General features: G+C 42.7%; 31 protein-coding genes, 1 tRNA gene and 1 pseudogene. 4 read left to right on the forward strand and 29 right to left on the reverse strand.

The genetic code is table 11. From position 1 onward, the window contains the following. Positions 1 to 463: 463 nt before the first annotated feature. From M3221_RS20480 to yneA, 12 genes and pseudogenes are all read right to left on the reverse strand, one after another. A complete protein-coding gene (locus tag M3221_RS20480; RefSeq protein ID WP_251273544.1) occupies positions 464 to 1,615 on the reverse strand; it encodes an RNA-guided endonuclease InsQ/TnpB family protein in 1,152 nt (383 codons plus the stop codon). Between the two features lie 964 nt (positions 1,616 to 2,579). Further along, positions 2,580 to 2,678 (reverse strand): annotated as a pseudogene (locus tag M3221_RS20485) (YneF family protein); the annotation flags it as partial. Between the two features lie 467 nt (positions 2,679 to 3,145). After that, positions 3,146 to 4,711, reverse strand: a complete 1,566-nt coding sequence (locus M3221_RS20490) for an ABC-F family ATP-binding cassette domain-containing protein (protein ID WP_251273545.1) — start codon at positions 4,709 to 4,711, stop codon at positions 3,146 to 3,148. 186 nt (positions 4,712 to 4,897) lie between these two features. Then, positions 4,898 to 5,020 carry a hypothetical protein gene (locus tag M3221_RS26400; protein ID WP_285881526.1) on the reverse strand — a complete coding sequence of 41 codons (123 nt, stop codon included), beginning with the start codon at positions 5,018 to 5,020 and terminating at the stop codon, positions 4,898 to 4,900. 466 nt (positions 5,021 to 5,486) lie between these two features. Then, on the reverse strand, positions 5,487 to 6,479 hold the full coding sequence (locus tag M3221_RS20495; protein WP_251273546.1) for an HNH endonuclease: 993 nt from the start codon (positions 6,477 to 6,479) through the stop codon (positions 5,487 to 5,489). Between the two features lie 177 nt (positions 6,480 to 6,656). Continuing rightward, positions 6,657 to 6,730 (reverse strand) — tRNA-Arg (locus M3221_RS20500). A gap of 158 nt (positions 6,731 to 6,888) precedes the next feature. Further along, positions 6,889 to 7,764, reverse strand: coding sequence for a tyrosine-type recombinase/integrase (locus tag M3221_RS20505; RefSeq protein WP_251273547.1), 876 nt, complete (start codon positions 7,762 to 7,764; stop codon positions 6,889 to 6,891). Between the two features lie 193 nt (positions 7,765 to 7,957). Beyond that, positions 7,958 to 8,173, reverse strand: a complete 216-nt coding sequence (locus M3221_RS20510; RefSeq protein ID WP_050182786.1) for a YneF family protein — start codon at positions 8,171 to 8,173, stop codon at positions 7,958 to 7,960. A 133-nt stretch (positions 8,174 to 8,306) separates the two neighbouring features. Then, positions 8,307 to 10,310 (reverse strand): transketolase, encoded by a 2,004-nt coding sequence (tkt, locus tag M3221_RS20515; protein WP_251273548.1) that lies wholly within the window; start codon positions 10,308 to 10,310, stop codon positions 8,307 to 8,309. 120 nt (positions 10,311 to 10,430) lie between these two features. After that, positions 10,431 to 10,664, reverse strand: coding sequence for a DUF896 domain-containing protein (locus M3221_RS20520; protein WP_242233035.1), 234 nt, complete (start codon positions 10,662 to 10,664; stop codon positions 10,431 to 10,433). Positions 10,665 to 10,738: 74 nt separating this feature from the next. Then, positions 10,739 to 11,395: a YneB family resolvase-like protein gene (locus tag M3221_RS20525; protein WP_251273595.1), complete on the reverse strand. Its 657-nt coding sequence runs from the start codon at positions 11,393 to 11,395 to the stop codon at positions 10,739 to 10,741. Between the two features lie 5 nt (positions 11,396 to 11,400). Next, the gene (yneA, locus tag M3221_RS20530; RefSeq protein WP_251273549.1) at positions 11,401 to 11,712 is read right to left on the reverse strand and encodes a cell division suppressor protein YneA; all 312 of its coding nucleotides are present in this window, start codon (positions 11,710 to 11,712) and stop codon (positions 11,401 to 11,403) included. 153 nt (positions 11,713 to 11,865) lie between these two features. Between yneA and lexA the strand changes: the two genes are divergently transcribed. Then, positions 11,866 to 12,483, forward strand: a complete 618-nt coding sequence (gene lexA / locus M3221_RS20535) for a transcriptional repressor LexA (RefSeq protein ID WP_242233037.1) — start codon at positions 11,866 to 11,868, stop codon at positions 12,481 to 12,483. A gap of 204 nt (positions 12,484 to 12,687) precedes the next feature. Here the strand turns inward: lexA and M3221_RS20540 are convergent, their stop codons facing one another. After that, positions 12,688 to 13,935 carry a GGDEF domain-containing protein gene (locus M3221_RS20540; RefSeq protein WP_251273550.1) on the reverse strand — a complete coding sequence of 416 codons (1,248 nt, stop codon included), beginning with the start codon at positions 13,933 to 13,935 and terminating at the stop codon, positions 12,688 to 12,690. A 165-nt stretch (positions 13,936 to 14,100) separates the two neighbouring features. On the opposite strand from M3221_RS20540, the gene M3221_RS20545 reads away from it, so the two are divergent. Continuing rightward, the gene (locus M3221_RS20545; RefSeq protein WP_251273551.1) at positions 14,101 to 14,862 is read left to right on the forward strand and encodes an SDR family NAD(P)-dependent oxidoreductase; all 762 of its coding nucleotides are present in this window, start codon (positions 14,101 to 14,103) and stop codon (positions 14,860 to 14,862) included. 41 nt (positions 14,863 to 14,903) lie between these two features. Here the strand turns inward: M3221_RS20545 and M3221_RS20550 are convergent, their stop codons facing one another. From M3221_RS20550 to M3221_RS20595, 10 genes are all read right to left on the reverse strand, one after another. After that, positions 14,904 to 15,689, reverse strand: a complete 786-nt coding sequence (locus M3221_RS20550; RefSeq protein WP_251273552.1) for an ABC transporter permease — start codon at positions 15,687 to 15,689, stop codon at positions 14,904 to 14,906. 3 nt (positions 15,690 to 15,692) lie between these two features. Then, on the reverse strand, positions 15,693 to 16,484 hold the full coding sequence (locus M3221_RS20555) for an ABC transporter permease (RefSeq protein ID WP_251273553.1): 792 nt from the start codon (positions 16,482 to 16,484) through the stop codon (positions 15,693 to 15,695). Next, positions 16,477 to 17,493, reverse strand: a complete 1,017-nt coding sequence (locus M3221_RS20560) for an ABC transporter ATP-binding protein (RefSeq protein WP_242233041.1) — start codon at positions 17,491 to 17,493, stop codon at positions 16,477 to 16,479. Before M3221_RS20560 ends, M3221_RS20555 begins: the two co-directional genes overlap by 8 nt. A gap of 138 nt (positions 17,494 to 17,631) precedes the next feature. Next, on the reverse strand, positions 17,632 to 18,954 hold the full coding sequence (locus tag M3221_RS20565; protein ID WP_251273554.1) for a D-serine ammonia-lyase: 1,323 nt from the start codon (positions 18,952 to 18,954) through the stop codon (positions 17,632 to 17,634). Further along, a complete protein-coding gene (locus M3221_RS20570) occupies positions 18,951 to 20,141 on the reverse strand; it encodes a DNA polymerase IV (RefSeq protein ID WP_251273555.1) in 1,191 nt (396 codons plus the stop codon). Before M3221_RS20570 ends, M3221_RS20565 begins: the two co-directional genes overlap by 4 nt. A gap of 160 nt (positions 20,142 to 20,301) precedes the next feature. Continuing rightward, positions 20,302 to 20,781, reverse strand: a complete 480-nt coding sequence (locus M3221_RS20575) for a site-2 protease family protein (RefSeq protein ID WP_251273556.1) — start codon at positions 20,779 to 20,781, stop codon at positions 20,302 to 20,304. A 146-nt stretch (positions 20,782 to 20,927) separates the two neighbouring features. Then, on the reverse strand, positions 20,928 to 21,221 hold the full coding sequence (locus tag M3221_RS20580; RefSeq protein WP_050182798.1) for a Dabb family protein: 294 nt from the start codon (positions 21,219 to 21,221) through the stop codon (positions 20,928 to 20,930). A 71-nt stretch (positions 21,222 to 21,292) separates the two neighbouring features. After that, positions 21,293 to 21,583 carry a hypothetical protein gene (locus tag M3221_RS20585; protein WP_242233045.1) on the reverse strand — a complete coding sequence of 97 codons (291 nt, stop codon included), beginning with the start codon at positions 21,581 to 21,583 and terminating at the stop codon, positions 21,293 to 21,295. Positions 21,584 to 21,737: 154 nt separating this feature from the next. Beyond that, positions 21,738 to 21,989, reverse strand: a complete 252-nt coding sequence (locus M3221_RS20590) for a hypothetical protein (RefSeq protein WP_251273557.1) — start codon at positions 21,987 to 21,989, stop codon at positions 21,738 to 21,740. Between the two features lie 203 nt (positions 21,990 to 22,192). Next, positions 22,193 to 22,843: a YiiX/YebB-like N1pC/P60 family cysteine hydrolase gene (locus M3221_RS20595; protein WP_251273558.1), complete on the reverse strand. Its 651-nt coding sequence runs from the start codon at positions 22,841 to 22,843 to the stop codon at positions 22,193 to 22,195. Positions 22,844 to 22,986: 143 nt separating this feature from the next. Here M3221_RS20595 and M3221_RS20600 point away from each other — a divergent pair, with 143 nt between their 5' ends. Next, positions 22,987 to 23,091, forward strand: coding sequence for a YjcZ family sporulation protein (locus M3221_RS20600; protein WP_251273559.1), 105 nt, complete (start codon positions 22,987 to 22,989; stop codon positions 23,089 to 23,091). A gap of 50 nt (positions 23,092 to 23,141) precedes the next feature. On the opposite strand, the gene cotJC is transcribed toward M3221_RS20600, so the two are convergent. Genes cotJC through M3221_RS20615 form a run of 3 tightly spaced genes read right to left on the reverse strand, consistent with a single transcriptional unit; the run spans position 23,142 to position 24,235 of the window. Further along, a complete protein-coding gene (gene cotJC / locus M3221_RS20605) occupies positions 23,142 to 23,711 on the reverse strand; it encodes a spore coat protein CotJC (RefSeq protein ID WP_251273560.1) in 570 nt (189 codons plus the stop codon). Between the two features lie 22 nt (positions 23,712 to 23,733). After that, positions 23,734 to 23,997, reverse strand: coding sequence for a spore coat protein CotJB (locus M3221_RS20610; protein ID WP_251273561.1), 264 nt, complete (start codon positions 23,995 to 23,997; stop codon positions 23,734 to 23,736). After that, complete coding sequence (locus M3221_RS20615) at positions 23,990 to 24,235, reverse strand: spore coat associated protein CotJA (protein ID WP_242233051.1); 246 nt, start codon at positions 24,233 to 24,235, stop codon at positions 23,990 to 23,992. The genes M3221_RS20610 and M3221_RS20615 overlap by 8 nt, the downstream gene beginning before the upstream one ends. A gap of 139 nt (positions 24,236 to 24,374) precedes the next feature. Here M3221_RS20615 and M3221_RS20620 point away from each other — a divergent pair, with 139 nt between their 5' ends. After that, positions 24,375 to 24,593: a hypothetical protein gene (locus tag M3221_RS20620; RefSeq protein ID WP_251273562.1), complete on the forward strand. Its 219-nt coding sequence runs from the start codon at positions 24,375 to 24,377 to the stop codon at positions 24,591 to 24,593. Between the two features lie 524 nt (positions 24,594 to 25,117). Here M3221_RS20620 and M3221_RS20625 read toward each other — a convergent pair. The 3 genes from M3221_RS20625 to modB all read right to left on the reverse strand — a co-directional run bounded on the left by M3221_RS20625 (position 25,118) and on the right by modB (position 26,812). Beyond that, a complete protein-coding gene (locus M3221_RS20625) occupies positions 25,118 to 25,354 on the reverse strand; it encodes a hypothetical protein (RefSeq protein WP_242233053.1) in 237 nt (78 codons plus the stop codon). A gap of 88 nt (positions 25,355 to 25,442) precedes the next feature. Further along, entirely contained in the window at positions 25,443 to 25,739 is a 297-nt protein-coding gene (locus M3221_RS20630; RefSeq protein WP_251273563.1) for an IDEAL domain-containing protein, read from the reverse strand. Between the two features lie 416 nt (positions 25,740 to 26,155). Further along, positions 26,156 to 26,812 carry a molybdate ABC transporter permease subunit gene (gene modB / locus M3221_RS20635; protein WP_251273564.1) on the reverse strand — a complete coding sequence of 219 codons (657 nt, stop codon included), beginning with the start codon at positions 26,810 to 26,812 and terminating at the stop codon, positions 26,156 to 26,158. Position 26,813: the final 1 nt, after the last annotated feature.

Raw genomic sequence — 26,813 nt, forward strand, 5'->3', positions numbered from 1 at the left:
TGTACCGTATTCAAGACAAGGGATGCTCCATCAAAATCTTTGATTTAGGTGGAGAGGTTCACCAGCTATTGATGCGGCTTTGCCTATTTGATTGTTGCACCTTGTGACAACTTTTTTGACGTTGGTAAAATGGCCAGGTTTAAGTTTGTATCTTTTAGGTCAATTCTATGAAACTGGGTTTCCCAGTACCCTTGTATTATATAAACTTTTGGATGTTCGCCGCTTTTGACGGACATCTCTCTCGTTTCATAAGTTTCACCGATCGTGTGAACCTCTCCAACTAATTGCTGCGCAATTTGATGGAGCATCTCTGCCAGAAACATGAAAAAACATACTCTGACTTCATTGATTTTCCTGCTTCATCGATATCTGCCCTGTTCTTCCGAACAGGGTCTTACATTATCTCCACAGGCGTTGTTTTATACTGTTCGGGCGGGACCTCGACCTACAGTTTGTAAAGGAATTATATTGCCGGAATAAGTCCGATCTGAACCAGCCCGGCTTTTTCAATGTTTAAGGCAGCATTGTGGTCACGGTCCAGCACAAGACCGCAATCCGGACAGGCATGTGTTCGGATGGAAAGGGATTTTTTCACCCTTTTTCCGCAGCCTGAACAGTCCTGGGTGGTAAAATGCGGCTTCACTTTGACCAGCTGGCCGCCATTGCGCTCGCATTTGTACGCAAGGAACTGGCGGAACATTCCCCATCCTGCATCATGAATCGATTTGGACACTTTCCGGTTTTTCACCAGATTGCGGATGTTCAAATCTTCTACACAAACGACACTGTAGGTGTTTGCCAGGCGGAACGATGCTTTATGCAGGAAATCCTTCCGCTGGTTCGCTACCCTGGCATGAAGCTTCTGCAGCCTGGCCACTTGTTTTTGCCAGTTTGAGGAGCCTTTTTTCTTTCTTGAAAGTTTCTTCTGAGCACGCTTGAGCTTTTTCTCCTCCTTACGGAGAAAGCCCGGGTTTAGAATCTCTTCGCCGTTCGACAGGACGGCAAATTTCTTGATGCCGACATCAATACCGGCTGTTTTAGAGGCTTTATGGACAGCCTGCGGCGGCTCTGCCTGTCTTTCGACACAGAAAATAGCAAACCAGCGCCCATTCTGGCGCTTAATGATCACCTGCTTTACTTTGCCATCTAGTTTCCGGTGGAGGCGGATATCTATTAAGCCTAGCTTAGAAATGAGGAGCTTTCCCCCTTTTCCGAAGGAAACGGCCCGACGGACAGTATGAACCTTTCCTTTTTTATCTTTTTGTTTACTCATGCCAAACTGTGTAAATGTAATGGAATGGTAGTCTTTATGTGTTTTCACCTTTGGGTAGCGTGCTTCTTTTTTGAAAAATTGATCAAACGCTTTTCCCAGCCTGTCCAGTGTTTCCTGAAGAGGCTGAGAAGGCACTTTTTTAAGGTATGGATGATGCTTCTTGGATAGTGTTAACAGGGTACTGAGATCAGATTTAGCCAGGTTTTTCTTATTCTTTTGGTAGGCTCTTTGTTTATCGAGAAGAGCGGAATTATACTGCTGGCGGCAGAGGTTGACCCATGAGTGAAGCGTGCTTTTTTGTTCTTCAGTCGGAAAAATTTCGAACCGGTAATTCAACATCATCTCGATTCACCTCCAGTATTTAACAAATACAGTATATCAAAAAGGAAACATACGTTTCAACTACCAAGCAGCAAACACAAAAAAGTGGCCATTCATCTCCCACTAATTGCGAAGCAATTTGAAGGAGTCTTCTGGCCCGTAATGCGATAAATCTTCTTTCCTGTTGCTAAAATAGCCATTCGCTGCAAGGCAAATGTCCCAAACATGATAAGTAGCTCTGTATCGTTTATAACTTGAATTGCAGAAGCATCAAAATCAATAAAAGTAATGAACAAATGACTGCATTCTTTCATTTTTTAGTTAGCTAGAAAACGAAAACAAAAAAGAACTCCTGCTTCTCTAAGGAGTTCTTTTAGGAATAATACACTGTACATCCATGGTACTACCCTGTTAAAGATTCGGTTTCCAGCTTTTTCTCCTGTTCAATAGAAAACGACTGTTCCAGCGGGTTTCTCTTTAGGTGTTGGTAATTCTGCTCCAAAGGTCTATGCCTTTTCGCCATTCGTCGGAACGGATCCGAATAAGTGGAAAGTTTAAATGTTCCCCGGTGAATGGTGAGTGCCGAACGTACTGAAATATCCCCCATTTTGGGCATTTTCTGTTCAGCCCGCTCTTCATATCGGGCATACAGCTCCTTATCAGGGAACATTTCACTCTCAAACTCGCTGCCATCGTCTCACTGAGTTCCAGGAGCGATTTCAAACGGCTCCATGTCTTCTTCCACGTCCACCGTGGTCACGTTGAAAGCGAGAGAATTCAGCCTTCTGCTAAGTCCACGCAAAAAAACCACCTTTCCAAGTTAATCAATTAACAAGTAAAGATGGTTATCGTTATTTACATAAGAAATTAACCGAAATATGACTGAATTTGTGGTGAAGGATTAACCTTTTCCACGATTCAAACAAATGAACAATGGATCAATACTGACTTATATACAGTTTGAACCATTGATACAAGTGGATTCTTACTTCTTCTCCATCTTGTTCATTTGTGCCATCATTTGGTTGATTTTCTTTTGTGATGGTTTCATACCCATTTGCATCATCATCATACGCAAACGTTGATACAACGGGCTTTATCCAGACAAGAAAATGCTTAATCTATTATTCGAAAATATACCACGATAAATGATAATTGTCTATGTAAAAACCAGAAAAGAAGTTTAAAATGATGAAACTTTCTATTTAAAAGGGCTTTAATTACAAAACAAAAAACACGCCCCTAGAGGCGTGTCAGAATTATCTCTCTTTAATAACAATCCTAGATAAAAACAAAAACTGCTACCTACAGGTTTGGAAGCTGTTGACAATACTCATACGGCAAGGCAGGCTTTACAGAAATGATTTTCAAGCATTGTTTGATGGAACGCTGTGTCAAATACCGCTGCAGCCGGCACTTTTTGGCAGTACTCGCTGAAACCAATATAGCAATTTCATTTGAGGCGAGCGGAGCAAGGAGTTTACTTTAAAAAAGACCGAATCAGTATAGAAGCTGATCTGGCCTTTTGTAATAAAGAAAGCTGCACTGCTGTTACGTATTTTGCACTTGTTTTGTTGTCCAGGATTCCACATTCCAAATGTCTGTAGCGATGTCCTGATAAAACTCAGGCTCATGGGAAATCAAGAGGATGCTTCCTTTATACTCTTTAAGCGACCGTTTTAATTCATTTTTTGCATCAACATCCAAATGGTTGGTCGGTTCGTCAAAAACGAGAACATTGCTTTCCCGGTTCATCAGTTTACAAAGCCGTACTTTTGCTTTTTCGCCGCCGCTCAGTACGGATATTTTACTTTCAATGTGTTTTCTTGTTAATCCGCATCTTGCTAATGCCGCCCGGACTTCGCCTTGCGTTAAACTCGGAAATTCATTCAGCACTTCTTCAATGCATGTGTTATTGTTTTCTTTTTTTACTTCTTGCTCAAAATAACCGATATACTGATAGTCTCCCCGCTCTACGCTTCCGGAAAGAGGGTTGATTTCACCGAGTATGCTTTTTAACAAAGTAGTTTTTCCAATTCCGTTTGCCCCGACCAAAGCAATTTTTTGGCCACGGTCCATCGAAAGGTCAAGCGGCTTGGAAAGTGGGTTATCGTAGCCGATCACTAACTTTTCCGTTTGGAAAATTAGCTTCCCAGATGTTCTTGCTTCTTTAAAACGGAAATCAGGCTTTGGCCGGTCTCCTGCCACTTCAATAATATCCATTTTATCCAGCTTTTTTTGCCGGGACATCGCCAGGCTGCTTGTTGAAGCACGTGCTTTGTTTCTCGCTACAAAATCTTTTAAGTTGGCGATTTCCTGTTGCTGCTTTTTAGCGGCTGCCTCTACTTGAAGTTTTTTTGCCTCATAAACTTTTAAAAAGTTATGGTAATCTCCGACATAGCGGGTTAATTCTTTGTTTTCCAAATGATAAATAATATTCACAACGCTGTTTAAAAAAGGGATATCATGGGAGATTAGAAGGAACGCATTTTCATAGTCCAGCAAATAGCGTTTTAACCATTCAATATGCACTTCATCCAAATAGTTGGTTGGCTCATCGAGGAGTAAAATATCAGGTTTTTCAAGAAGAAGCTTAGCCAGAAGAACTTTTGTCCGCTGCCCTCCGCTTAAATCATACACATCTTTTTCAAGCCCTATCCCATCTAAGCCGAGTCCTCTCGCGACTTCTTCCACTTTTGCATCAATGGTGTAAAAATCATTGGTTGTCAGTATATCTTGAAGGGTTCCAACTTCATCGAGCATTTTTTCCATTTCTTCTGGACTTACATCGGCCATTTGGCCGTAAATATGATTAATAGTTGCTTCCATGTCAAATAAATATTGAAAAGCTGTTTTCAGGACATTACGAATCGTTTTTCCTTTTTCTAAAACGGCATGCTGGTCAAGATAACCGACCCGCTGATTTTTGGACCATTCAATTTTTCCATCATCCGCCTGAATTTGTCCGGTAATAATATTCATAAACGTCGATTTGCCTTCGCCATTAGCGCCAACTAATCCAATATGTTCCCCTTTTAACAAACGAAAAGATACGTTTTGAAAAATAACGCGATCGCCAAAATCATGACTTAAATCTGTTACGGTTAGGATGCTCAATTATCGTTTCCTCATTTCGCTTCAAAATTTCTATTAAACTTTAATAGTACCATATCATCTTACATTTAAACAAGGGAGTGTTCTGATCTCCATTGTCCTAAGCCAGCATAGCATAAAAGTTTTATTTCTCGCCTTTTGTTTTGGTAAAAAAAGTAATCAAACGCCTAAATCATACCGAAAACTTCATCAGCGCTGAACTCTTCCATTATTTTCTTCGTTACTTTTGGCAGCTCCATTTTCCGCATTGATTTTCATTTTAATACCCTTATTAATGTACCAATTAAAAAAAGCCGCAATCATCTTAGCCATTGATTCCACACTTTGCGGTTGTAAGCCTCCCTGCTACTTAAAACGAATGTATGCCCTCAAATCGTCTGTGTGGATGCTATTTATTGAGTTGTTGTATCCCACGCCTTTTCTCGAGAAATCCCTTTAGCTGCTTTTATTCCTGGCGTTTGTTTATCATCTTTTTTTCGTATAGCCTTTAAGGACACAGTGAAAGTCACACTCTCCCATAGTATTTCTAACAACACAAAAAACCGCCTCTTATGGTGTATCTTTCACCAGAAAAAGGCGGTTATCTTAGTTTTTATGAAAAATTAATCAAATTTCGCTCATTGTGATGGTTTCATACCCATTTGCATCATCATACGTAAACGTTGATGTAGCGGGCTTCACCAGCTAACGATAACTCCTTAAGTTGTGTACGAAAAATATACCTTAAATTGACTTCTTTGTCTACGATTAAGCAGGATTTCCAATGGAAAGTGGTTAATCACTCATCTGAATTCATTGGTTGTTCTGTCTCTTCCACATCTGTTATATGGCTCTCTCGGACAAGAGCTTGATTCGCTTCAAATATGTTCTTCTTATGCCATTTAAAAAACACCTTATTTTCAGAGTGAATCCGTATCTTAGTTAATGGTATCAAGCCATACAGTGGATAGTCTTCCTCACAGATCACTGAGGAAATGTGCAAACGTCCTTGACCATCAAAAGCAATTAAGCCTCTATCATAAAGAGCATCATGATTACAACAAAGTAGAACGCCGTTATACGGGTTTACACGTTCTGCATTTGTACTGTCTTTCCAAGGTTTTGAATGGCTGGCTCTTAGTAATTCTGATAAGTTTATACCGCATAGGGCACACTTACTTTCCCATAACGGCATTAAGTCCTTTCTGAACTTTTGCTGACCCAATCGAATTTTCGTTTTCACTTCAGATTCAGTCTCAGCAATCACTGGAATTAATGTATTGTGTTCTGTTCTTCTTACATCATCAATGGACAATTCCAATTGTTCTTTATCTACTTGATAAATATTCAACTCGCTAATTAGCTCAAGTAATTTGATGGCTAATTCCTCATTACATGGATATAAGTAGCCTTGATTGCCATTTGCATCATCCTGGAATGGTGAGTATTTGACAGGCAGCAACGGTAGGATTTCCTCAAACTTGTCACGCACATTAACCGCTCTATCTAATTCATGATATTCTAAATTCACTAAATACCCATCATTTTCCCATTCACTATGACCTTGCAAAGTATCTGGTTTACTGGCTGCCTTACAGTCTTCTTTGGCAATACTCACAGCCACAATGTTTCCTTTTACATAATGAAATACTTGATCTCCCTTTTTTACTTCTTTCATTCGCAGCCATGAATGTGGTACAGTGTTTCCCTTACCTTGCTGTGGTGACCAAATGATTCCTAAATCTTTTTCTTCTTGGTAAGTACGACCTTGCATAACGATAAAACTGTTCAACTTACTTCCTCCTAAACCACGTACATGTATTGATGTTTTTCATTTTATATTAAATATTCTATTGAATTAACATGGTCTGACGCTCACTCTAAAAACACAAAAAAAGGTTAATATATGCGGATGATCTCAAATTATCATTAATCTGAGATCATCGATATATCACCTTTTTTCCAAAAACGTCCCAGATAGGAATCGAACCTACGACCTACAGCTTAGGAGGCTGTTGCTCTATCCTGCTGAGCTACTGGGACAAAAATTCAGTTGATATATATAGGTTTGTTGGATTTGCTCTGTCTTGTTTTTGTTCTTTTGTCTCGCAGCTATCCTTTAGCAGTGCCCTACTTTTCCCCCTTATTTTATCATATAGCAAGCCAAAGTAAAAAGGCAGCTGTTTAAATTTAGCTGTCTTTTAACATATAAAACTACAAGTTTCATCTGTCAATGATTCTAGATACCTCTGAGTAGTTAAAATGCTCGTATGTCCTAGCAGGCGTGACAGGGAATAAATATCAATTCCATTCATTAATAACGTTAAGGCAAAGTAATGACGGAACGTATGAGGCGAAATTCGTTTCCCTTTGACTCCTGCCCGTCCCCCTGCTTCCTTTATCACTTTATCTAAAGACACATGAGAAAGTCCTCGTCCTTGATAAGATAAAAAGTACGTATCCTCCTTAAGTATCTTATCCTTTACATACTCTCTACGGATTCTCTCATACTTCACTAACACTTTCTTCAAAGCAGGACTAATATAGGCAGTACGCTCCTTATTCCCTTTCCCATATACAAGAATCGACGTTTCTCCTACATTCTCATAAGGCAATGTCCTTATTTCCATCGCCCTAAGCCCACAGTCCGCCAGCATGGCGATGATTGCCTTGTTCCTGGCTTCTTGATAGGACTTATAGCTAAATGCCTCTATCATGCTGTATATGTCGTCTACGTTAAAGCCCTTCAAGACTTTCTTCGGTACTTTGGATGTCTCAACCTTCTTCATTAAATTTTCTTCCGAATATCCTTCACGGACACACCAATTAAAAAACGCTGAAACCATCTTATACATAGAGACAACACTTTGCGGCTGTAGCCCCGACTGATACTTGAAGCGGATATAGGCTCTCAAATCATCTAAGTGAATATTTTGAAGCTGTGAAATTCCCCGCTTCTCTTTCAGGTATAGTTTAAGGTTCTTGAGTTCCTGTTTCTTATTAATCAAAGTCTTTTTCGTAAAGCCTTTTGCTAAACAGTAATAGATGTATTCCTCAATTACATCTTCTAACTCCATAAAAAAACCACCTTCCTTGGTTAATCTTTCACAAGAAAAGGTGGTTATCGTTATCTAAAAGAGAAATTAACCGAAATACGGCTGAATTTGTGGAGAAGGATTAACCTTTTCAACAAAAACATCCAAATGAACAATGGCTTAAAAAAGTTCGAAAATAGCCCAAATCCTTGATGTATCAAGGTTTAAAGGCAAATTACTTCTTCTCCATCTTGTTCATTTGTGCCATCATTTGGTTGATTTTCTTTTGTGATGGTTTCATACCCATTTGCATCATCATCATACGCAGCATTTGTTCGTTAATCGGTGGATTTTTCTTTAAGTAATCCATCATGTAACGGCGTGCGATGAAAAATCCGAGGGCTACACCAGCAGCAAGCGCCAGGACAGCCGTAAGCACATACCCAAACATAAACGTGTTCCTCCTTCAAGTTATCTATTCAAAGTGTACTAAACCAGCGCCCATTATACAACTAGAGGCTGTAAATTTTTGCAGAATCGTGACAAAAAAAGTCCGGAACCGAGGTTCCGGACAGCTTTTTTATTTACTTTTCTAAAAGAGCTTTTACGCGGGCCACAACGTTTTCCACGGTAAAGCCGAATTCTTTCATCACAAGATCACCAGGTCCAGAAGCGCCAAATTGATCGATTGCCAAAATGTCTCCTTCATCACCTGTGTATTTGTGCCAGCCAAATGAAGAACCAACTTCAACGGCAAGACGTTTTTTCACTGATTTCGGGATAACGGATTCTTTGTACGCAGCATCCTGCTGTTCAAAGCGGTCAAATGACGGCATGCTGACAACATTTGCGTGAATACCTTCACCTTGAAGAACTTTTTGTGCTTCTACAGCAAGACCGACTTCTGAACCCGTTGCCAAAAGAAGAACATCTGGTGTTTTTTCGGCTTTTACGACCGTGTAAGCACCTTTTTGGACACCTTCATGCGCCTGCTCTTTTGAACCCGGAAGAACCGGAAGATTTTGGCGGGTCAACACAAGAGCTGTTGGTGTTGATTTGCTTTGAAGCGCCACTTTCCAGGCTGCTGCTGTTTCATTACCGTCTGCCGGACGAATTACAGACAGGTTTGGCATGCTGCGGAATGAAGAAAGATGTTCGACCGGCTCATGTGTAGGACCGTCTTCACCGACTGCGATACTGTCATGTGTAAACACGTATGTGACAGGAAGACCCATCAGCGCTGCAAGACGAATTGCTGGACGCAGGTAGTCAGAGAACACGAAGAATGTTCCGCCAAACACTTGCAGACCGCCGTGAAGGGCCATTCCGTTCATTGCAGCACCCATCGCAAATTCGCGGACACCAAACCAGATGTTGCGGCCTTCATAGCTGCCTGGCAAAAAGTCTGCTGTGTTTTTGATCGTTGTTTTGTTTGATCCAGCCAGGTCAGCAGAACCACCGATAAATGTCGGCACAGCTTTTGCAATCGCATTTAACGCTTCACCAGATGTGTTACGCGTTGCGTTTGATGTTCCTTCTTCATAAACAGGAAGACCATCTTCCCAGCCTTCTGGCAGCTCGCCGTTGATCGCTTTTTCAAGCTGTGCTGCCAATTCGGGATAACTTTCTTTATACGAAGCAAATAATTTGTCCCACTCATCTTGCGCATGAGCACCACGCTGAACCGTTTCCTGTTCAAAACGCTCTTTTACTTCTTCAGGAACATAGAAGTCTTCTTCAAATGTCCACTTGTAGTATTCTTTCGTCAGCTTCATTTCATCTTCACCAAGCGGTGCACCGTGAGAAGCTGATTTACCGGATTTGTTTGGAGAACCATAGCCGATCACTGTTTTTACTTCAATCATGGTTGGCGCGTTCTCGTTTTGTTTCGCTGATTCAAGCGCTTTTGTAACAGCTTCGAGATCATTGCCGTCCTCAACACGAATGTAGTTCCAGCCGTATGCTTTAAAGCGGCCTTCCACACTTTCAGAGAATGACTTATCAAGGTCTCCATCCAGTGAAATATCATTCGAATCATAAAGAACAACAAGACGGCTTAATTTCAAGTGCGCCGCAAGTGATGCTGCTTCTGATGCTACACCTTCCATTAAGTCACCATCACCACATAGCGCATATGTATGGTGGCCGATCACTTCATGTCCTTCTTTGTTGTACACAGATGCCAGGTGGCGTTCAGCCATTGCCATACCCACTGCCATCGCAATACCCTGTCCAAGCGGACCGGTTGTCGCTTCTACGCCAGGTGTATGTTTGTATTCAGGGTGTCCTGGAGTTTTACTTCCCCATTGACGGAAATTTTTGATTTCATCAAGCGAAAGACCGTAGCCCGCAAGATGAAGCAAGCTGTATAACAACATGGAACCGTGACCTGCTGAAAGTACGAATCGATCCCGGTTGAACCATTCTGGATTTTTTGGATTGTGATTCATTACTTTTGTCCAAAGCGCGTACGCCATTGGCGCTGCACCCATTGGCAAACCCGGGTGGCCGGAATTTGCTTTTTCAATTGCGTCGATTGACAGCGTACGGATCGTTGTGACCGCAAGCTGATCTGTTTTATCAAACATCAGATTCATCCTTTCAAAAGGGGATTTACCCTTATATATTAAATGTCTTTGTCACAATATACAACAAAAACACAGAACAATGTGAAAAAAGAGACAGCTTTCACTGTCTCTTTTTTTCCATTAATTCATTTTTCTGCGTTTTTGAATATCTCGCACTTTTTTCGGTGTTACTTCATTGCCGTTTGGATCAAACACCCGGACGTGTTCCACTGTGTCCCGCATTGACGTACGGAAAACACGTAAATATTCCTGCCGAAGCGCAGTTTGTTCCTGCAGCTCTTCGTCTGTCAGCGCCGTTCTTTTTGCTTTTTGGGCCAGTTCATTTATACGTGCAATCTTATCAGATGATAACATCGTTTCCCGCTCCTTTCCGATACTTCCAATACCGTTATCGTACAGAAATGCACAAGAGTTGACAAGAAAAAAGCTTATTGGTCAACAGCCTGGCTTTCTGCATGCTCCATATAACGGCGATGGACAGTCGCGCGGGAAATTTCATAGCCGAATCCCCGGAGTGTTGCCGCAATTTCTTCATATGTAAGTCCGTTTTCACGAAGGCGGACAATTTCAGAAAGCGGCACTTCCTTCCGGACACGTCCCATTTCGTTGCCCCTGTTTTTTAAATTTTTTTCGGGACGGTATCCTTTTTGAACTGCCCGCTTCATGCCGCGTTTAATTTTTAAATTATGAATTTTACGCTGGTACTCTTCCACCATACTGACAATTTGAAGAACCATTGAATCCGACTCGGACAATTGCAGCTCGCCGTCATCAGCGATGCTTAAAACCGAGACACCTTCTTTCCACAAACAGTGAATCAGTGCGATTTTCGCATTGCCCCGTCCAATTCTTGTTTCATCCTGAATCAGTACCGCATCAATTTCTTCCTGTTTTACAAGGTCAAGCAGATCAAGCATACCCGGCCGGTTCAGCTCGTATCCGCTTGCCCGGTCCCGGATCACGCTAACCGCTTCGAATCCCTTTTCATGCGCAAGCGCCAGAAGTTCTTCCTCCTGACGTTCCAGTGATGTTTCCTGCGCTTCTTTTTCTGTGCTCACCCGGCAGTAAATAGCCGCTTTCTTCATCATGATCATTTCCCGTCTGCCAGTTGAAGCCCGCTGTTCTTTTCATCCGCTGGGACTGGAATCGTTAACTCTTCTCCTGGCACTATTTTTGTTGTAATTAAATCGTTTTTATCCTGGACCCATTTTATAAACTCGATTTGGTCCATGTTATGTAGGTTTTTATAATCTTCTGCTAAGCTCCAGAGTGAATCTCCCTTTGCCACTTTTATCGCTTGATAATTGGGTTCACCGGATCCTGAAAAGCTAAAGTATAACGCCGCTGAGGCCATCATCACCGCTAATAATAACATAAATGAATAGTTTTTTGCTTTTCCCACTAAGAACACCCTTTCCTCGAATACTCGTTCGTGATATAATCCATTCTAAGGCGAACGATTGTTTCAGTCAAGCGATAATTCGAACTTACGTTTGTGAAAATTCAGAACACATGTTATACTATACGTAAATATTTCCTAAGTGAGGTGCAAACATTGACTAAGTTATCAAAACGCCAGCAGGATATTCTCGATTTCATTAAAGATGAGGTTCGTCAAAAGGGCTATCCGCCATCTGTTCGTGAAATTGGAGAAGCTGTTGGACTCGCATCAAGTTCAACGGTCCACGGACACCTTGCCCGCCTTGAAGCAAAAAATTATATTCGGCGGGACCCGACAAAACCTCGTGCAATCGAGATTTTAGATACAGACAGCTCAGTGCCTAAACAGCACCCTGTTAATGTACCGGTTGTCGGAAAAGTAACGGCTGGTCTTCCTATCACAGCGATCGAAAATGTAGAAGAGTACTTTCCTCTTCCGGAACGTCTTGCTCCACCGGATGAGCAGGTATTTATGCTGGAAATCGTGGGTGAAAGTATGCGTGAAGCTGGTATTTTAGACGGCGACTATGTAGTGGTCAGACAGCAACAAACGGCGAAAAATGGTGATATTGTTGTGGCTATGACTGAAGACGACGAAGCAACCGTGAAGCGTTTCTACAAAGAAGCTGACCATATTCGCCTGCAGCCGGAAAACTCTTCAATGGAGCCTATTTTACTGCCGAATGTGACTGTTCTAGGAAAAGTCATTGGTGTATATCGCCAAGTTCATTAAGCTTGTTCATCCTATGTAACAAAAGTGCGCAGCATGAAAAAATCCCCTAAAAAATTTTAGGGGATTTTTTGGTATATAAAAACACCCTGTTCGAAAACAGGGTGTTTCTCGAAAATTTGCGGCGTTCAAGCCATGCTCCACAACATGCTCCTATAAAGGAATGCTTGATCGTCTTACGCAAACGAGCTCATCGCATAAACTATATTACACGCTATTGTGTAATATGTCAACTTTATTTTTATTTATGGCCACTTGATTCCGCCCATTTTCTTTTGCCTGATACAGCGCATCATCTGCCAGAGCCAGCAGGCTGTCTATTCCTTCCTCAACATGCCCTGTTTGAATGCCCACGCTGATCGTTACATAATAGGCAGCTGTTGAACGAGCATGCTCGATTTGCAGCTCCCGAACCTTTCGGCAAATCGTATTGCCCAGCTCTCTCACCCATTCTTCTGTTTGATCAAACAACACAACGACAAATTCTTCGCCGCCATAGCGCGCTGCAAAGCCAACGTGAGAAGGAATATGCTGATGAATAGTTTGGGCAGTGGACCGGATCACGGCATCTCCTCTCACATGGCCATAAAAATCGTTGTATTGCTTAAAGCAGTCAATATCAATCATCATAAAAGCAACAGGGCGCGTTTCAGCTGAACGTTTTTGTTCTTCTGTTAAACGGTCCCTGAAGCCTCTGCGATTTGGAATGCCTGTCAGGTCATCTGTCAGCATAAGTACCTGCAGCTGTTTATTGGCTTCTTCGAGCTGAACATTCATCTGGATATTTTTTTGGATTTGCTCTTCTAAATCTTTATTTGCGTTATGCAGCAGCCAGTTTTGGTAAAAATCTTTATAGTAATGGGCATAAAGCATTCGTGAAGTAAGCCAGCAAAAAAATAAAAAGACCGTTAAATTAATATAATGGCCGGCTAAAACATCGGCAGATGACTGAAAAAAAGGCAGGCCGCCATATACAACCAAAACAGGCAGGCTGTAGATCCAAAGCATCGCCCGATTTGTGGCATGAAATAAAATCGACACACACATAACATTCACGGCAAATGCCATCACATGGCCGTAATGCCGCTGGTCTTCAAGTGTCACAACGCCTCCCCATGTAAGAAAAAGAACAACGACAGCCAGCAGCCCTTTTCGGTACCAGCGAGTGTGGATCGAATCGGCACTGCCACCTTTTTCAAAGAATCGGACCATGATTAAGTGCGCGATACTTAAACCGGTCAGCACAAGATACATGGTTAAATAAAAGTCAAATGAAAAAATGTTTCTTCCTTCTGAGACAGCAGTTGAAAGGTTAAACACAATCAAAAGCATTTCGAAAAAAAGGACTAGTTTGGCGAACAGCTTTGTCCGCTGCATGTTTTCTTTGAACAGTTTATGTTCCAGCTTTTTTTTCTCTTCCGCGGGCAGTCCTGCAGGAAGACGCAATAATGTCATATGCATTCTCTTTTCTTTATATCGTTCTTTTTTCCTATTCCCAATGATATTCATTGTACAAAATTCTCTTTCATTTATCAAAATGAAAAAAGAGACAGGCTTGTTTTTGCAAAATGCCTTTTCTTCTCTTATTGTTATAGTAGCAAAGAAAAGGAGCTGAAGAGAATGAATAAAACAGCTTTGATCACAGGCGCCTCAGGCGGCCTGGGGCTGGAATTTGCCAAAATATTTGCGGAGGCCGAATATAACCTTGTTCTTGTGGCCCGCAGCCGGGAAAAGCTGGAGGCTTTCGCCGATGCGTACCCAGATACAGAAATGAAATTAATCGTAAAAGATCTTGGCCGGCCGGGAGCCGCTAAGGAAGTAGCAGATGAAGTGCATCGATCCGGCATTCATATTGATGTACTTATTAATAACGCTGGGTTTGGCCTGTTTGGCCCTTTTGACGAGCTTAGTTTAGAAAAGCAAACAGAAATGATGCAGCTGAACGTGATTACACTCACCGAACTTACCCACTGTTTTCTTCCCGGCATGCGCGAACAAAATTCCGGCCGCATTTTAAACGTAGCCAGCACAGCCGCATTTCAGCCTGGACCGCTGATGGCCGTTTATTTTGCAACAAAAGCATTTGTTTTGTCTTTTTCAGAAGCACTCGCCGAGGAATTAAGCGCCACCAACATTACGGTAACTGCGCTTTGTCCAGGCCCGACAAAAACAAACTTTGGGACAGTGGCAAGCGTGGAAGAAACGAAGATGTTCAGCCAGCCTATGTCAGCTGCACAGGTGGCCAGAGAAGGTGTGGAGGGTCTTTTGAAAAATAAACGAGTAGTCATTACAGGCAGCAAAAACAAAGCCGGCGCTTTTGCAGCCAAGTTTCTGCCGCGGAGTACCACTGCCAAAGTGGCCAAGTCTATTACACAAGGATAAAAGCATAAAGAAAACGCCAGCCCGATAACGGCTGGCGTTTTTTAGTTTCCGGCTCCCCGGTATTTTGTCACTCCCACATTCCACATAAAAATAGAAAACAGAAAGAACACAAGACCGATAACCGGTGTTAAAAATGCATACGTATACCATTCTTCCCGCCCTAAAAAATAAGCGGCCGGGTATACACCTACAAATGCAAACGGCAAAATCCAGGTGAGAACGAACCGGATCATATTGTTGTAAATGTTGACCGGATAACGGCCATAATTCCCGATATTGTACATCATCGGCATAATACTCGTCGGGCTGTCCGACCAAAAACTGATACTGGCAATCAAAACGAAAATAGACGCGTACACGAGCGTTCCGCCAAGTACAAGCAGGACCATCACAAAAGGATCGTACCAGGCAAATGACAAGTCAAGCCGGCTTCCCGCATAAATCATAACAGCAGTTCCCGTGACGACGCCAAACAGCGATTCAAGCTCCATCCGCTCGAGCACAATTTGAAAAAGACTGTGAATCGGGCGGGTTAAAATACGATCCATTTCTCCTTTTACGATATATCGATCATTAAAATCCCAAATATTAAAGAAAGCACCGAATATCGCAAAAGGCACAAGGAAAAAGCCGTAAATAAAAATAATTTCATCCCGGCTCCAGCCGCTGATCATCGTTGTATGGCCGAAAACAAGCAAAATAAAAATAAAATTAACTGCCTGGGACATTAAATCTGATCCAATTTCGACAATCATATCTGTCCGGTAGGTAAGCCGCGTTTTCATGTATTGGGCGGCATATTGAAAAAAGAGCCCTATATATTTCATTCTTTATCCCCCCTGTACAACAAGCTGTTTTCTGGCGATCAGCCAAATCATTTGAATAGGGAGAATTAAAATAAGCACCCAGATAATCTGGAACAGAACAGCATGAATAATTTGGGGCTGCGTAAAGCTTTCTGTAAAAATCATGCTCGGCACATAACTGATCCCTTGAAACGGCAAATAATTCATCACCTGCTGAGCCCAAGCAGGAAAAAAGCTGATGGGCAGCAGCAGGCCGGAAAACAAGTCAATTACCACGCGTTTTGCCCGAATAAGCCCGGTATTGTTATAAAAGAAAAATGTTAAAATACCGGTGAGCAGATTGATTTGCATGTTAATCAAAAAGCTGAAGACGAGCGAAACGGCAAAAAGCAGCCATGTTGCCGGGTTGGCGGAAAAAGCAATCGGAAAAACAAGTGCAACAATAATCATGCCCGGCAATGAAAAAAATGACAGGCGAAAAATCCCTTCTCCAAGTCCCTGCATCGTTTTCATCAGCAGGTAGTTATAGGGACGTATAAGCTCAACCGCTACTTTTCCTTCTTTAATTTCCTGTGCAATTTCCCGGTCGATATTGTTAAAATAAAACGCCCGTGCCATCCAGGCAATGGCTATATAAGACGTCATCTGCAACGCACTCATGCCTTCAATCGACCCTTTTTCACCGTAAATGGCGTTCCAAAGAAAGTAATACGCGCCAATATTAATGCTGTAAATCAAAATGCCGCTGTAATAATTAGTCCGGTATGCCAGCATCATTAAAAAGCGAATCCGGATCATTTCGATGTATTTACCCATTTGTCACGCCTTCTTCGTAAATATTGCGAATAATATCTTCAATCGAAATCTCGTGCACTTTTAAATCAGTAATTTTATGGGCAGCCGCCACGCGGCCGATCACTTCAGAAATCACATGCTCTTCATTGAGTACATTGGCAATCCAGACATTTTGACGGTCTCCCGGTGTCCATGCTCCGTCCAGTTCGGCCAAAAGCGGCTGAAGCTCTTCTTTTGTAACACCGGCATTGGCAAACTGAAATTCAATTTGTTTGCCTTCTCCCCAGTTAGAACGCAGGCTTTCGAGCTGGCCATCATAAATAATTTTGCCTTCATCAAGCATGACAACCCGCTCACACAGTGCTTCAATATCACTTAAATCATGTGTAGTCAGCAGCACGGTTGTGTTGTATGTGGCATTCATCTCTTTTAAAAATTCGCGAATCTTTAGTTTCACCAATACATCAAGCCCAATTGTCGGCTCGTCCAAAAACAACAGCGGCGGGTTATGCAGCAGTGCTGCCGCCAGCTCACACCGCATTCGCTGGCCAAGTGACAGCTTGCGGACCGGCTTGTCTAAAAGCGGGCCAATATCAAGAGATTCGATTACATGACCCATATGCTTCTTATATACATCATCCGGCACATTGTATACTTTTTTCAGCAGGCGGAATGATTCCTGCACGGCAATATCCCACCAAAGCTGTGACCTCTGGCCGAAAACAACACCAATCGAACGAACAAACTGTTCCCGCTCTTTATGCGGGTCCATTCCGTTCACGCGGACAATGCCGGATGTCGGTGTTAAAATGCCTGTCAGCATTTTGATGCTTGTTGATTTTCCCGCCCCATTTTCTCCGATATAGCCGACCATTTCTCCCCGTTTTACGGTAAAGGAAATATCGTTTACAGCCGGAACCACTTTATACTGGCGCGTGAATAAATCACGAAAAGCTCCTTTTAATCCGGAGCGGCTCGAATGCGATTTAAACTCTTTGCGCAAATCTTTTACTTCAATCATATTTTCCACGATACACGTCTCCTCTTCTTTTACACCTTCAATAGTTTACCGGAGAGCACAGAGAGACACAAATAATTTTTCTTGAATACTAAAACTCTGCTTCCAAATAAAAAAGCCATTTTCTCCATAGAAAATGGCAGATTGTATTTATTTTTTGATGTTCAGGCAATCAGTTAGAACCGTGCGTCCTTTTTGAATGTATGCGTCCATATTTTCATCTGGGACCATGCTGCCGCCGGTCGCCCATACAAGATGAATCGGCTGGCCGCCTGTCTCCTTTTCTCCTGCCAATAGTACAGGCCCGATCATGCCGGCTAAAGCGGACGGTTCAAGCTTGATCCCTTCTGCTTCGGCAAGCCCGTTCAACATGGCAAACAATTGATCATCATGCACCGTGCAGCTGCCGGCTATAAAAGGTTCAACAAGCTTTCCGACAAATCCGGACGGACGGCCGACGGCAAGGCCGTCAGCTTCCGTTTGATTCGTTAAGCCGATATCCTGTACCGAAATATGATCATGCAGTCCGGTGGCAAGCCCGAGCAGCATACTGGCGCTTTCTGCCGGCTCGGCGAAAAAACAGTGAACGTGCGGGCCAAAAGCAAGATGAAGGCCGAATGCCACACCGCCCGGGCCTCCCCCAATGCCGCACGGCAAATAAACATAAAGAGGCTGCTGTTCGTTCACAAGGATTCCTTTTTCATCAAACCGGCGCTTCAGCCGAAGTCCTGCCACTGCGTAGCCTAAAAACAGCCGATGCGAATGTTCATCATCTATAAAGTATGCACGCGAATCCTGTGCAGCTTCTTCTCTTCCTTCGGCAACGGCTTTTTCATAATCCGCTTTATGTTCCACAACAAGGGCGCCTTTTTGACGAAGCAGCTCTTTTTTCCATTTCTTTGCGTCTGCCGACATATGCACGGTTACTTGAAACCCCATCTTGGCACCCATTATGCCAATGCTGAGTCCGAGATTCCCCGTGGAGCCGACGATAATTCGATGCGATGAGAAAAGAGCTTTAAAAGCCGGGCTATTAAAAGCACGGTAATCATCTTCTTCTGTGATCAGGCCTTCTTTCAGTGCCAGCTCTTCGGCATATGTTAATACTTCATAAATCCCGCCGCGCGCCTTGATCGAACCGGAAATTGGAAGCTTGTGATCTTCTTTTAGCCATAAACCGCCTTCGATCTGCCGGTCTGCTGCCGTCTCCAGCCATGCTTTCATCCCCGGGATTGGCACGACGGGCGATTCAATAAATCCTTTTTCTTTCTCCAGCTCAGGAAAAAGGACTTCCAGATAAGGGGCAAACCGCTGAAGCCTTCTTTCTGCTTCTTCCACGTCCTGGAGTGAAAACAGGGGCGGAACCCGGTTATGCCGATTTTGGTTTACCCATAGGACATTTTGACGCTGCTGCAGGCTTTCAATAACAGCCGCCGCAGGTTCACTAAACGACATTTGTGTGTCTCTTTTCATTGTACCCACCCCTTTTTAATAATACCCTCTCCAAATTTCCGCTTTAATGCTTCTACTGTCGTTACAAGCGGTTCAAGCTTGTCCGCTTCTTCCTGAAAAGAAAATAAATCCATTTGGGTTTCGAGCGTCTGCTTATGGACGGCATTTTGTGCGGTAATGCCCAGCAGGCGGACCGGCTCTCCTGTCCAGTGCTTGAAAAAAATCGCTTCTGCCGCTGAGAGGAGCTCTTCTTCTTCCTGAATTTCAGCCGGCAGCGTCTGGCTTCTAGTGATTGTTTTAAAATCACTGTAACGGATCATCACTTGAATGGTGCGCGAAACCGCCCTCTTCGCTTTCATCCTTTCGCTGACCGAGCGGGCGAGCAGACGAAGCTTAGCATAAATAATGGCCGGCTCGGTAAGATTCTCGGGGAAAGTCGTGGAGTTTCCAATGCTCTTATACGACGTATTTGCTTCCGGATCCACTGGCCGGTCATCTATTCCGTTGACCCGCTCCCGCATCCGTATCCCTCGTACGCCCATGATAGACTGGAGTTTTTTCACATCTGCTTTTGCCAGGTCGCCCATCGTGGCAATTCCATGTTCCATCAGCTTTGCAGCTGTTTTGGCCCCGATCCCGTGTGCTTCCACCACCGGCCTGCTCCAAAGCACACGCTCAACATCCCGTTTTCTTAATACAGTAATGCCAAGCGGCTTTTTCATGTCGCTTGCCATTTTAGCTAAAAATTTATTCGGAGCAATACCAATAGAAAGCGGAATGGAAAACTCATCCATTATTTTCTTCTGAATGCCCGTCGCAATATCAATTGGTGAGCCCAGGTGTTCACAAGCTGTAATATCAAGATACGCTTCATCAATAGAAGCATACTCAATCAAGGGAGAGATCTCGGCTATTTGCGCAAAAATCCGCTTTGAGTACATTTTATATAACGCATGATTCGGTTTGATCACAACCGCTTCCGGCACAAGCTTCAGCGCTTCCCGCAGCGCCATCGTTGTATAAACCCCTTTATGTTTACATAAATAGTTGGCTGCCACCACAATGCCTCTCCGCTCCTGCGGGTTTCCGGCGATGATGACCGGCTTATCTTTTAATGCCGGATTTTCAGCTATCTCTACACTGGCAAAAAACGCATTCGCATCGATATGAAAAATCACACGGCCATTTTTCGGATAAAAGCCCGCCATGTGCTCACCTCCCTCTCCAACCGCTGTCATTTTTTGATTGCACATGGATTACATAACGGCCAATTTTTTCTATTCTTATTTTAGCATTTTTTTCGCTCTGCCGCTTTGCTGCTGGCCTAAAGGAAAGAAGTTTACCCCCATGAAGGACTTCATGAGGGTGTTAATCAAATTCCTTATATACTTTTCCAAATTTAAGCACATCGTAAATCGCTTTTCCATCACTCGGTCTTTCCCTTCCATAATCGACCGGAAGGATAGAAAAAAACACAAGATAAATCGAAAAATAAACAAACTGATAAAAAAAGAGATGTGGAGGCAAAATGCCATGATAAATCAAGCCGTTCACAACAAAAATCGATAAAAGATTAAAAATGGAGCCTCCTGCATAAATAAGCGCATGCTTCCAGCGGCGGTCATGTTTCAGGTCATTGTAATGGCATGCAGAATCAATAAAATAAAATCTTCGGATTTCCAGGTTTTTTACCCGGCACAGTTTGGCTCCCCGTCCAATCACAAGAGAGGTTTTGCTGCCAAACAAGCGGGCAAAAAACGCATGGCCTGCTGTATGAATGAGCAGCGTCAGCGGAAGCGTAATGAAAAATGCCCATATAAACGCACCCATATCGTCTAAACTAAACATGCAAAAACCCCTTTTAAATAAACATTCGTAAGGAGTTTACCTCTTTTAACCCTATTAAAACGTCTGATCCTGATATAACCCATTTTTAATAATTGTTATGGCGTTGATATAAAAAAACTCCTTGATCGCTCAAGGAGTCAAAACTGTTAAATTTCAATATCAACGACGATACTGTCGAGACGGCCAACTTCACGAATAAAAGCAGCGACAGCTTGATGCTCCGGATGAGGACCGTATGCTTCAAGAGCTGCTTTATTTTCAAAACGCGTGGTAAGGACAACCTGGTAGCCTTGATTTTTTTCTGAAAAGTTAATTCCAGCTTGAATATCAATGACACCCTCAAGGTGCTGTTCAAGTGCTTTAAAGCGCTTGACTACTTCCTCAAGCTGTTCGACAGTCGTCGTTTCTGCAAATTTAACGAGTACAATATGGTCAATCATGCTTTATCCTCTTTTCATCATCCATTTACTGTGAATATATCATTTTTAAGCCTGGCGGTAAATATGTGTTTTTATCCCGGTTTTCTTTTGGATAATTGTCGAAACCATTGCTCATCATCGGTCATGATGGCCAGATCAATCATTGCGTCCCAATCTTCTTTTGCAAGGGTTAAGCCGACAGCCATAATTTTTTTGCTTTCCACTACTTCAAGGACTGGTTTCATAGGTGTAATTCGTTTATCCATATACGTTGATACCTGCACAATATATACTTCATTCCGCAGCCTGGAAAAATCACGTATGAAGCCGATAATTCGTTCCTGCCCATTCGCAATAATAACCCAATCACCCGGTTTAAGCATATGTCCCCCTCCTTGCCGCCACTGCTATTTATATTAGATGCATACACGCACATGAATGCGCTCCTTTTTACCATTTAAATTCTTTGTTTATTTGGCATAAAAAAGAAGCTGCTTTTACCGGCTGTTACCGGCCTTCAGCAGCTTCTCCATGTGTTTATTCCGTTCGTCCCGCATTTTTTTCAAGAAATTCATATCCCGACTCTGTAACGGAGCATTCATCTTCAATCGTGCAGCTGACAATGTCTCCTTCATCGGACCGGTTCACTGTAATGCCTGTTGCAAGGTTATTGGAATCAAGAAAATGCAGCGCTTCTCCGAATGACTGAAGGCTTGTTCCTTCCTGTCTTGGCTTTTGGCCGTTTTTCATGATATTTAGCAAATCTAATGCGCGTTTTTCAATTTGCATGGCTGGTCACTTCCTTTTTTCTTTGTCGATAACATTCTTTTCCCTTTCCTGCTTTATTATAAGCCTTTTTTTATAATTTATTTGAATTTAGCACATAATGTAATAAATAAGAATATTTTTTAAAAGACCATCCATACTAAGAATGAGCAGCTTATGAAAAAGGAGCGTTTTGTTATGAAGCAAACAGACCAGCGCAATTTTATTTATCTGTGTGTGTACGGATTGATTGTTTTGGCGGTGGCGTTCACCCTTTCGCCTGATAAGTCCGGAACCATTTGAAACATCGGGTAAACATTGGGATCTGCCGCAATATGTTCGGGGTAAATAAAACCTTCTTTTGTCCGCGGAAACTCAACGCCTATTTGTTTAAAACATAAATCTACAAACTCCGAACAAATATATTCTTCATTTTCTTTATGCCGTCCAATACCCAGTTTAATTCTCGTTAAAATTCGGACCAGCTCTGCCTGGTCATAATTTTGATGAAGCAAATCAAGTGCTTTTCCAATCATATAGTGCAGCTTTCTTCTATCAAATGAAGAATCAATGAGGGTTTTGTGGCGCGCTATGTACAGCGCCCCTTTATACTTTTCACCTGTCTGCCGATTTCCCTTTACGTATTCAGCCAGCGGAATCACACGCACCCCGGCACTTTCTACACTTTCAAATACGAGAATCCGGCCGTGCCAGCGCACTAAAAAAGCGACATGGCTCATAAGAGAATTGGATGCTTTTTTAATAAATTCAGAGATCAAAGAAGTTCCACTGCAAAATAAGAGATCGCCGGTTTGAATTTTCGAAACGGCCTGCGAATAGGGAATTTGAATGATACCATTAAACTTTTGAGAGCTCATTTTCCCCCTCCTTCAAAAATCAGTTTCATTCTTTATACGGTATGCTTCCAATTCGAAGCTGTCCCTAAGAAATACCCTTGTCTGCCGATTTGTCCAGGAATGTTTTTTTCTGCCGCATATACTACTATGTGGAGGTGGAAAAAATGGGTGCTAAACAGGAAGGAAACAGCTGGGGGTATGGATCAGGTTTCGCACTTGTTGTCGTTTTGTTTATTCTCCTCATTATTATCGGTACAGCGTTTGTTTAATGTATGGACAAACAAAAAAGCCTGAGCCGGCGGCTCTGGCTTTTTCTCGTTTAAAATATTTTTTTCTGGCTGCGGTCTTCCTTCACGATTTCAACAGCTTCCCGGAAACGCTGGGAATGTACAACTTCCCTTTCCCGCAGGAAACGGAGGGAATCGTTTAAGTCCGGGTCATCGGATATATCAATAAGCCACTGATAGGTGGCCCGGGCTTTTTCTTCAGCGGCGATATCTTCGTATAAATCCGCAATCGGATCCCCTTTTGCTTGAATGTACGCAGCGGTAAACGGCACACCAGCTGCATTATTATAGAAAAGAGCACTGTCATGGCTGACATAATGCTCAGCGAGCCCGGCTTCACGGAGCTGCTCGGGCGTGGCATCTTTTGTCAGCTTGTAAATCATGGTGGCAATCATTTCAAGATGAGCAAATTCCTCTGTGGCAATATCGTTTAAAAGCCCAACTACCTTATCCGGAATTGTATAGCGCTGATTCATGTAGCGGAGTGCAGCGGCAAGCTCTCCATCTGCTCCTCCGTACTGTTCCATTAAATATTTGGCAAGCGTTGGGTTGCATGTACTTACTTTCACGGGATATTGCAGCTTTTTTTCATAAATCCACATTCGATAGCCACCTTTTCATTTTTTAGACCTGCCACGGCCAGGGAGAAGTGCTCCACGTCCATTCAGCCGTAGATGTATTTGGACTGTTCTGCTGGAGCGGGCCAAACTGCGCTTCAAAAGCCTGCTTCAGCTGTTTACTGTACTGAGCAAACTGTTTATACTGCACAAGAGCCTGCGGATCATGAGGATGCGTGTCTAAATAAAGAATTAATTCAAGCACAACAAAGTCAGCCGCTTGAATTTCTTCGAGCTGCTGGTAATATTCCTTTGGCAGAGGATTAGCCACGGCTTCGTCCTCCTTTTCGGTACGGATTATCATAGTAATCGTAAAATACTTTCCAAAGAGTCCCTTTTTTCAGCGCCTCTCTAGGAGAAAATTGTGGAAGGCCCGGCGGCTGAAAGCCCACGTACAAATTCGGAGGCGTACTGTAATACTTACATCCGATCGGCGGACAAGGATCAAACGGCCCATGTCGTGGTACATAAGACTTCAAAGATGAAAAAGATTGCGGCTGGCTGCTCATACTTTGTCCTCCTATCTCTTGTTCTTTTCCTATGTGTATGTACAGGCATCAAGATTATGCGCAAGTAGAGAAACCGAAAAAGAAAAGGTTTTTCCTTTTCCCTTTTTTGGGTAGAGCATGTAAAAAGGAGCGATGCAGCATGCACATTGATTATCAGCGTCTTTATGAAGATTATTTGATTGCAAAAGAAGAAAGAACAAGACAGCTTGAGCTTGATGAATTCCAAAGCGAACAAGAACATATGTCCAATTGGCTGCAAAAAGTGCGCGGCATGACGGCCGAGCAGGCGCAGGCAGTTATCGATCATTCACCCATCCGCAGCCAGATTGAAGAAGAACATAAAAGAAAAAAAGAATGAGTCAAACGAGTAATGGTTAAAAAAGCGCCTCTTTTAAAAGAGGCGCTTTTTTATTTTCGAAAGGAATGTGTTTTATTTCTGCTGCATAAACCAGTTTAACAGAATAGTAGTATCACCAATCGGTAAGGCAAAGGTCTGCAAAACTTTTATCCTCGGTTCGATTCCGAGTACCACCTTTTTTGACCAGTACTCGCCTGTTCTATTTTCAGCAGGCGGATATCTTCAAATGCCTGATAAAGACGGGCTTTCACTTAAAGCCCATCCATATTTAACCCGATGAACGGCTTCCGCTCTGCTCTTTTTTTGTTTATAATAGCTCCGCCTAATAGACTCCATTCATCGTTTACACGATTTCCTCCTTTATCGTTTGAACGCCCATATGTTTTATCATAAACAAATTCATGCCGTGTATCCTATGGCCGTTCTGAGCTCTCCGCTTTTGGATTTTTCACAAACAAAAAAGCACAGAAATGCCGCCCGGCGGCGATATTTCTGCGCTTGGTATCCTGCCCTTTAAAAGGTACTTATAAAGCAGTTTTAAACTGGCTGTATTTCTTTTTTCGAAACGGCTTAGAGGCCGCCAAAATATTGTCACGCTTAAACGTGCGTAATGTTCCACGTTTAAAGCAGTAAGCCCGAATATAGTCAGGATGAATTTTCCTTACAATAATGCTGCGGTCGGTAATAACCCGATCGTCCGTCATGTACATAATCACAATTGGCTTTTTTTCTTCAAGGGACATTTGAAACAATCCATTCATTTTTTAACCTCCCTTTCTTCTTCTATTATACCGAACAAACGTTCAAAAAGCAACCGAAAATCGAACGTCTGTCCGCAAACAGCGGGGGTTAAAAAATATCTACTGTTAATTCCTCAAACCATTCTTTGTCTCTTGTCAGCAATGCCAAATCAATCAGCGCTGTTTTATCTTGATAAAAGTCGAGTAGCTGTGCAGCAGAGTGGAAACGGCTCGATTCATAAATTCCCTGAGTCGGTTTGCGCCACTGGATCGTATTGTTTGTGATCCATCCTACTTTTGTAAATTCAACGCATTCTCTATGCCAGCTGTGATTTTTGATACTGCTCACATAGCCGATGGCTGTTGAACCTCCAATTTCGATCATTTTCCACTCTCCTATATTCATTTTAAACGCCTCCCTATGTTTTTTGTTTAGAGATCCTTTTTCACGCCCTTGAGGGAAATAAACCATCCATATATCATGTTCAGCTTCACTGCCGATTTGTTTGGCGGCCTTTTATGATTTCATTTGATTTGAATGTATGCACTATACTATGTTAATAGACTTCTTTTTTGTTTTATTTATATGATAAAAGAGGAGGACCATGCTAAAAAATTTACTGCACAAAAAAAGCAGCCATAAAAAAAAGCATTTTTTCAAGCGCTCTCCTTTAATCGGATTCTTTTTTACTTTCTATTGCATATTGTTGAGAAAAGTTGGATAAGCTGTAGGTGTTGGGAACTTCATCCCTCCAACTCCTATTTCAGCTGGTTATTCGTTTGCCGAGGAAACTCCTCGGCTTTTTTTGTGAGCTCTTTTCTTTAGGATTTAATAAGCTGAATACAGGCTAACATCAGAAACGAAATGCCAATCATACTGCCCACCCACATCCAGGCCATTCCCATATTTCCCGAATCAATCGCCATGTAAATAGCTGTCGAAGCCGTTTGTGTTTTTCCGGGAATGTTTCCGGCAAACATAAGCGTTGCGCCAAATTCGCCCAATGCCCGTGCAAAGCTTAATAAAAATCCCGAAACAATGGATTTAGTTGCGAGCGGTGCGGTTACAAATAAAAACAGGGCGAACTCACCCGCTCCATCCACACGTGCCGCATGTTCAATGTCCCGATCAACAGATTGGAAGCCGGTTTTGCATGATTGATACATAAGGGGGAAAGCCACCACCGTTGACGCAATGACGGCAGCCCACCACGTAAACATAATGCCCTGGCCCCATACTAATTGAATAAGTCTGCCGACCGGGCTGTTTTGTCCAAACAGCACAATTAATAGAAACCCGACGACCGTCGGCGGCAGGACGAGCGGCAGTAAAAAAAGAGTTTCTACAGCCGCTTTTCCTTTAAACGACACATTTGCCATCACTCTGCCGAAAAAAAGACCGGTGATTAAGACGATGAAGCTGGACACAAAAGCGATCTCAACCGAAAGACGGAGCGGCGGCCAGAATGAATACTCCATC

This window comes from Domibacillus indicus, from assembly GCF_023715895.1.
Classification (GTDB): domain Bacteria; phylum Bacillota; class Bacilli; order Bacillales; family Domibacillaceae; genus Domibacillus; species Domibacillus indicus_A.

What these genes read in the sequence shown, in the direction of transcription:
- M3221_RS20625 (WP_242233053.1), bottom strand. Translation starts at nt 25,354, where the DNA reads ATGAATGGATTGTTTCAAATGTCCCTTGAAGAAAAAAAGCCAATTGTG.
- tkt (WP_251273548.1), bottom strand. Translation starts at nt 10,310, where the DNA reads ATGTTTGATAAAACAGATCAGCTTGCGGTCACAACGATCCGTACGCTG.
- M3221_RS20630 (WP_251273563.1), bottom strand. Translation starts at nt 25,739, where the DNA reads ATGAATATAGGAGAGTGGAAAATGATCGAAATTGGAGGTTCAACAGCC.
- M3221_RS20565 (WP_251273554.1), bottom strand. Translation starts at nt 18,954, where the DNA reads ATGAAAAGAGACACACAAATGTCGTTTAGTGAACCTGCGGCGGCTGTT.
- M3221_RS20615 (WP_242233051.1), bottom strand. Translation starts at nt 24,235, where the DNA reads ATGAGCAGCCAGCCGCAATCTTTTTCATCTTTGAAGTCTTATGTACCA.
- M3221_RS20570 (WP_251273555.1), bottom strand. Translation starts at nt 20,141, where the DNA reads ATGGCGGGCTTTTATCCGAAAAATGGCCGTGTGATTTTTCATATCGAT.
- M3221_RS20585 (WP_242233045.1), bottom strand. Translation starts at nt 21,583, where the DNA reads ATGCTTAAACCGGGTGATTGGGTTATTATTGCGAATGGGCAGGAACGA.
- M3221_RS20520 (WP_242233035.1), bottom strand. Translation starts at nt 10,664, where the DNA reads ATGTTATCATCTGATAAGATTGCACGTATAAATGAACTGGCCCAAAAA.
- M3221_RS20540 (WP_251273550.1), bottom strand. Translation starts at nt 13,935, where the DNA reads ATGACATTATTGCGTCTTCCTGCAGGACTGCCCGCGGAAGAGAAAAAA.
- M3221_RS20550 (WP_251273552.1), bottom strand. Translation starts at nt 15,689, where the DNA reads ATGAAATATATAGGGCTCTTTTTTCAATATGCCGCCCAATACATGAAA.
- M3221_RS20580 (WP_050182798.1), bottom strand. Translation starts at nt 21,221, where the DNA reads ATGATTGACCATATTGTACTCGTTAAATTTGCAGAAACGACGACTGTC.
- modB (WP_251273564.1), bottom strand. Translation starts at nt 26,812, where the DNA reads ATGGAGTATTCATTCTGGCCGCCGCTCCGTCTTTCGGTTGAGATCGCT.
- M3221_RS20480 (WP_251273544.1), bottom strand. Translation starts at nt 1,615, where the DNA reads ATGATGTTGAATTACCGGTTCGAAATTTTTCCGACTGAAGAACAAAAA.
- M3221_RS20545 (WP_251273551.1), top strand. Translation starts at nt 14,101, where the DNA reads ATGAATAAAACAGCTTTGATCACAGGCGCCTCAGGCGGCCTGGGGCTG.
- M3221_RS20555 (WP_251273553.1), bottom strand. Translation starts at nt 16,484, where the DNA reads ATGGGTAAATACATCGAAATGATCCGGATTCGCTTTTTAATGATGCTG.
- M3221_RS20620 (WP_251273562.1), top strand. Translation starts at nt 24,375, where the DNA reads ATGCACATTGATTATCAGCGTCTTTATGAAGATTATTTGATTGCAAAA.
- M3221_RS20590 (WP_251273557.1), bottom strand. Translation starts at nt 21,989, where the DNA reads ATGCAAATTGAAAAACGCGCATTAGATTTGCTAAATATCATGAAAAAC.
- M3221_RS20595 (WP_251273558.1), bottom strand. Translation starts at nt 22,843, where the DNA reads ATGAGCTCTCAAAAGTTTAATGGTATCATTCAAATTCCCTATTCGCAG.
- M3221_RS20510 (WP_050182786.1), bottom strand. Translation starts at nt 8,173, where the DNA reads ATGTTTGGGTATGTGCTTACGGCTGTCCTGGCGCTTGCTGCTGGTGTA.
- M3221_RS20575 (WP_251273556.1), bottom strand. Translation starts at nt 20,781, where the DNA reads ATGTTTAGTTTAGACGATATGGGTGCGTTTATATGGGCATTTTTCATT.
- M3221_RS20600 (WP_251273559.1), top strand. Translation starts at nt 22,987, where the DNA reads ATGGGTGCTAAACAGGAAGGAAACAGCTGGGGGTATGGATCAGGTTTC.
- cotJC (WP_251273560.1), bottom strand. Translation starts at nt 23,711, where the DNA reads ATGTGGATTTATGAAAAAAAGCTGCAATATCCCGTGAAAGTAAGTACA.
- M3221_RS26400 (WP_285881526.1), bottom strand. Translation starts at nt 5,020, where the DNA reads ATGGCTAAGATGATTGCGGCTTTTTTTAATTGGTACATTAATAAGGGT.
- M3221_RS20525 (WP_251273595.1), bottom strand. Translation starts at nt 11,395, where the DNA reads ATGAAGAAAGCGGCTATTTACTGCCGGGTGAGCACAGAAAAAGAAGCG.
- M3221_RS20505 (WP_251273547.1), bottom strand. Translation starts at nt 7,764, where the DNA reads ATGGAGTTAGAAGATGTAATTGAGGAATACATCTATTACTGTTTAGCA.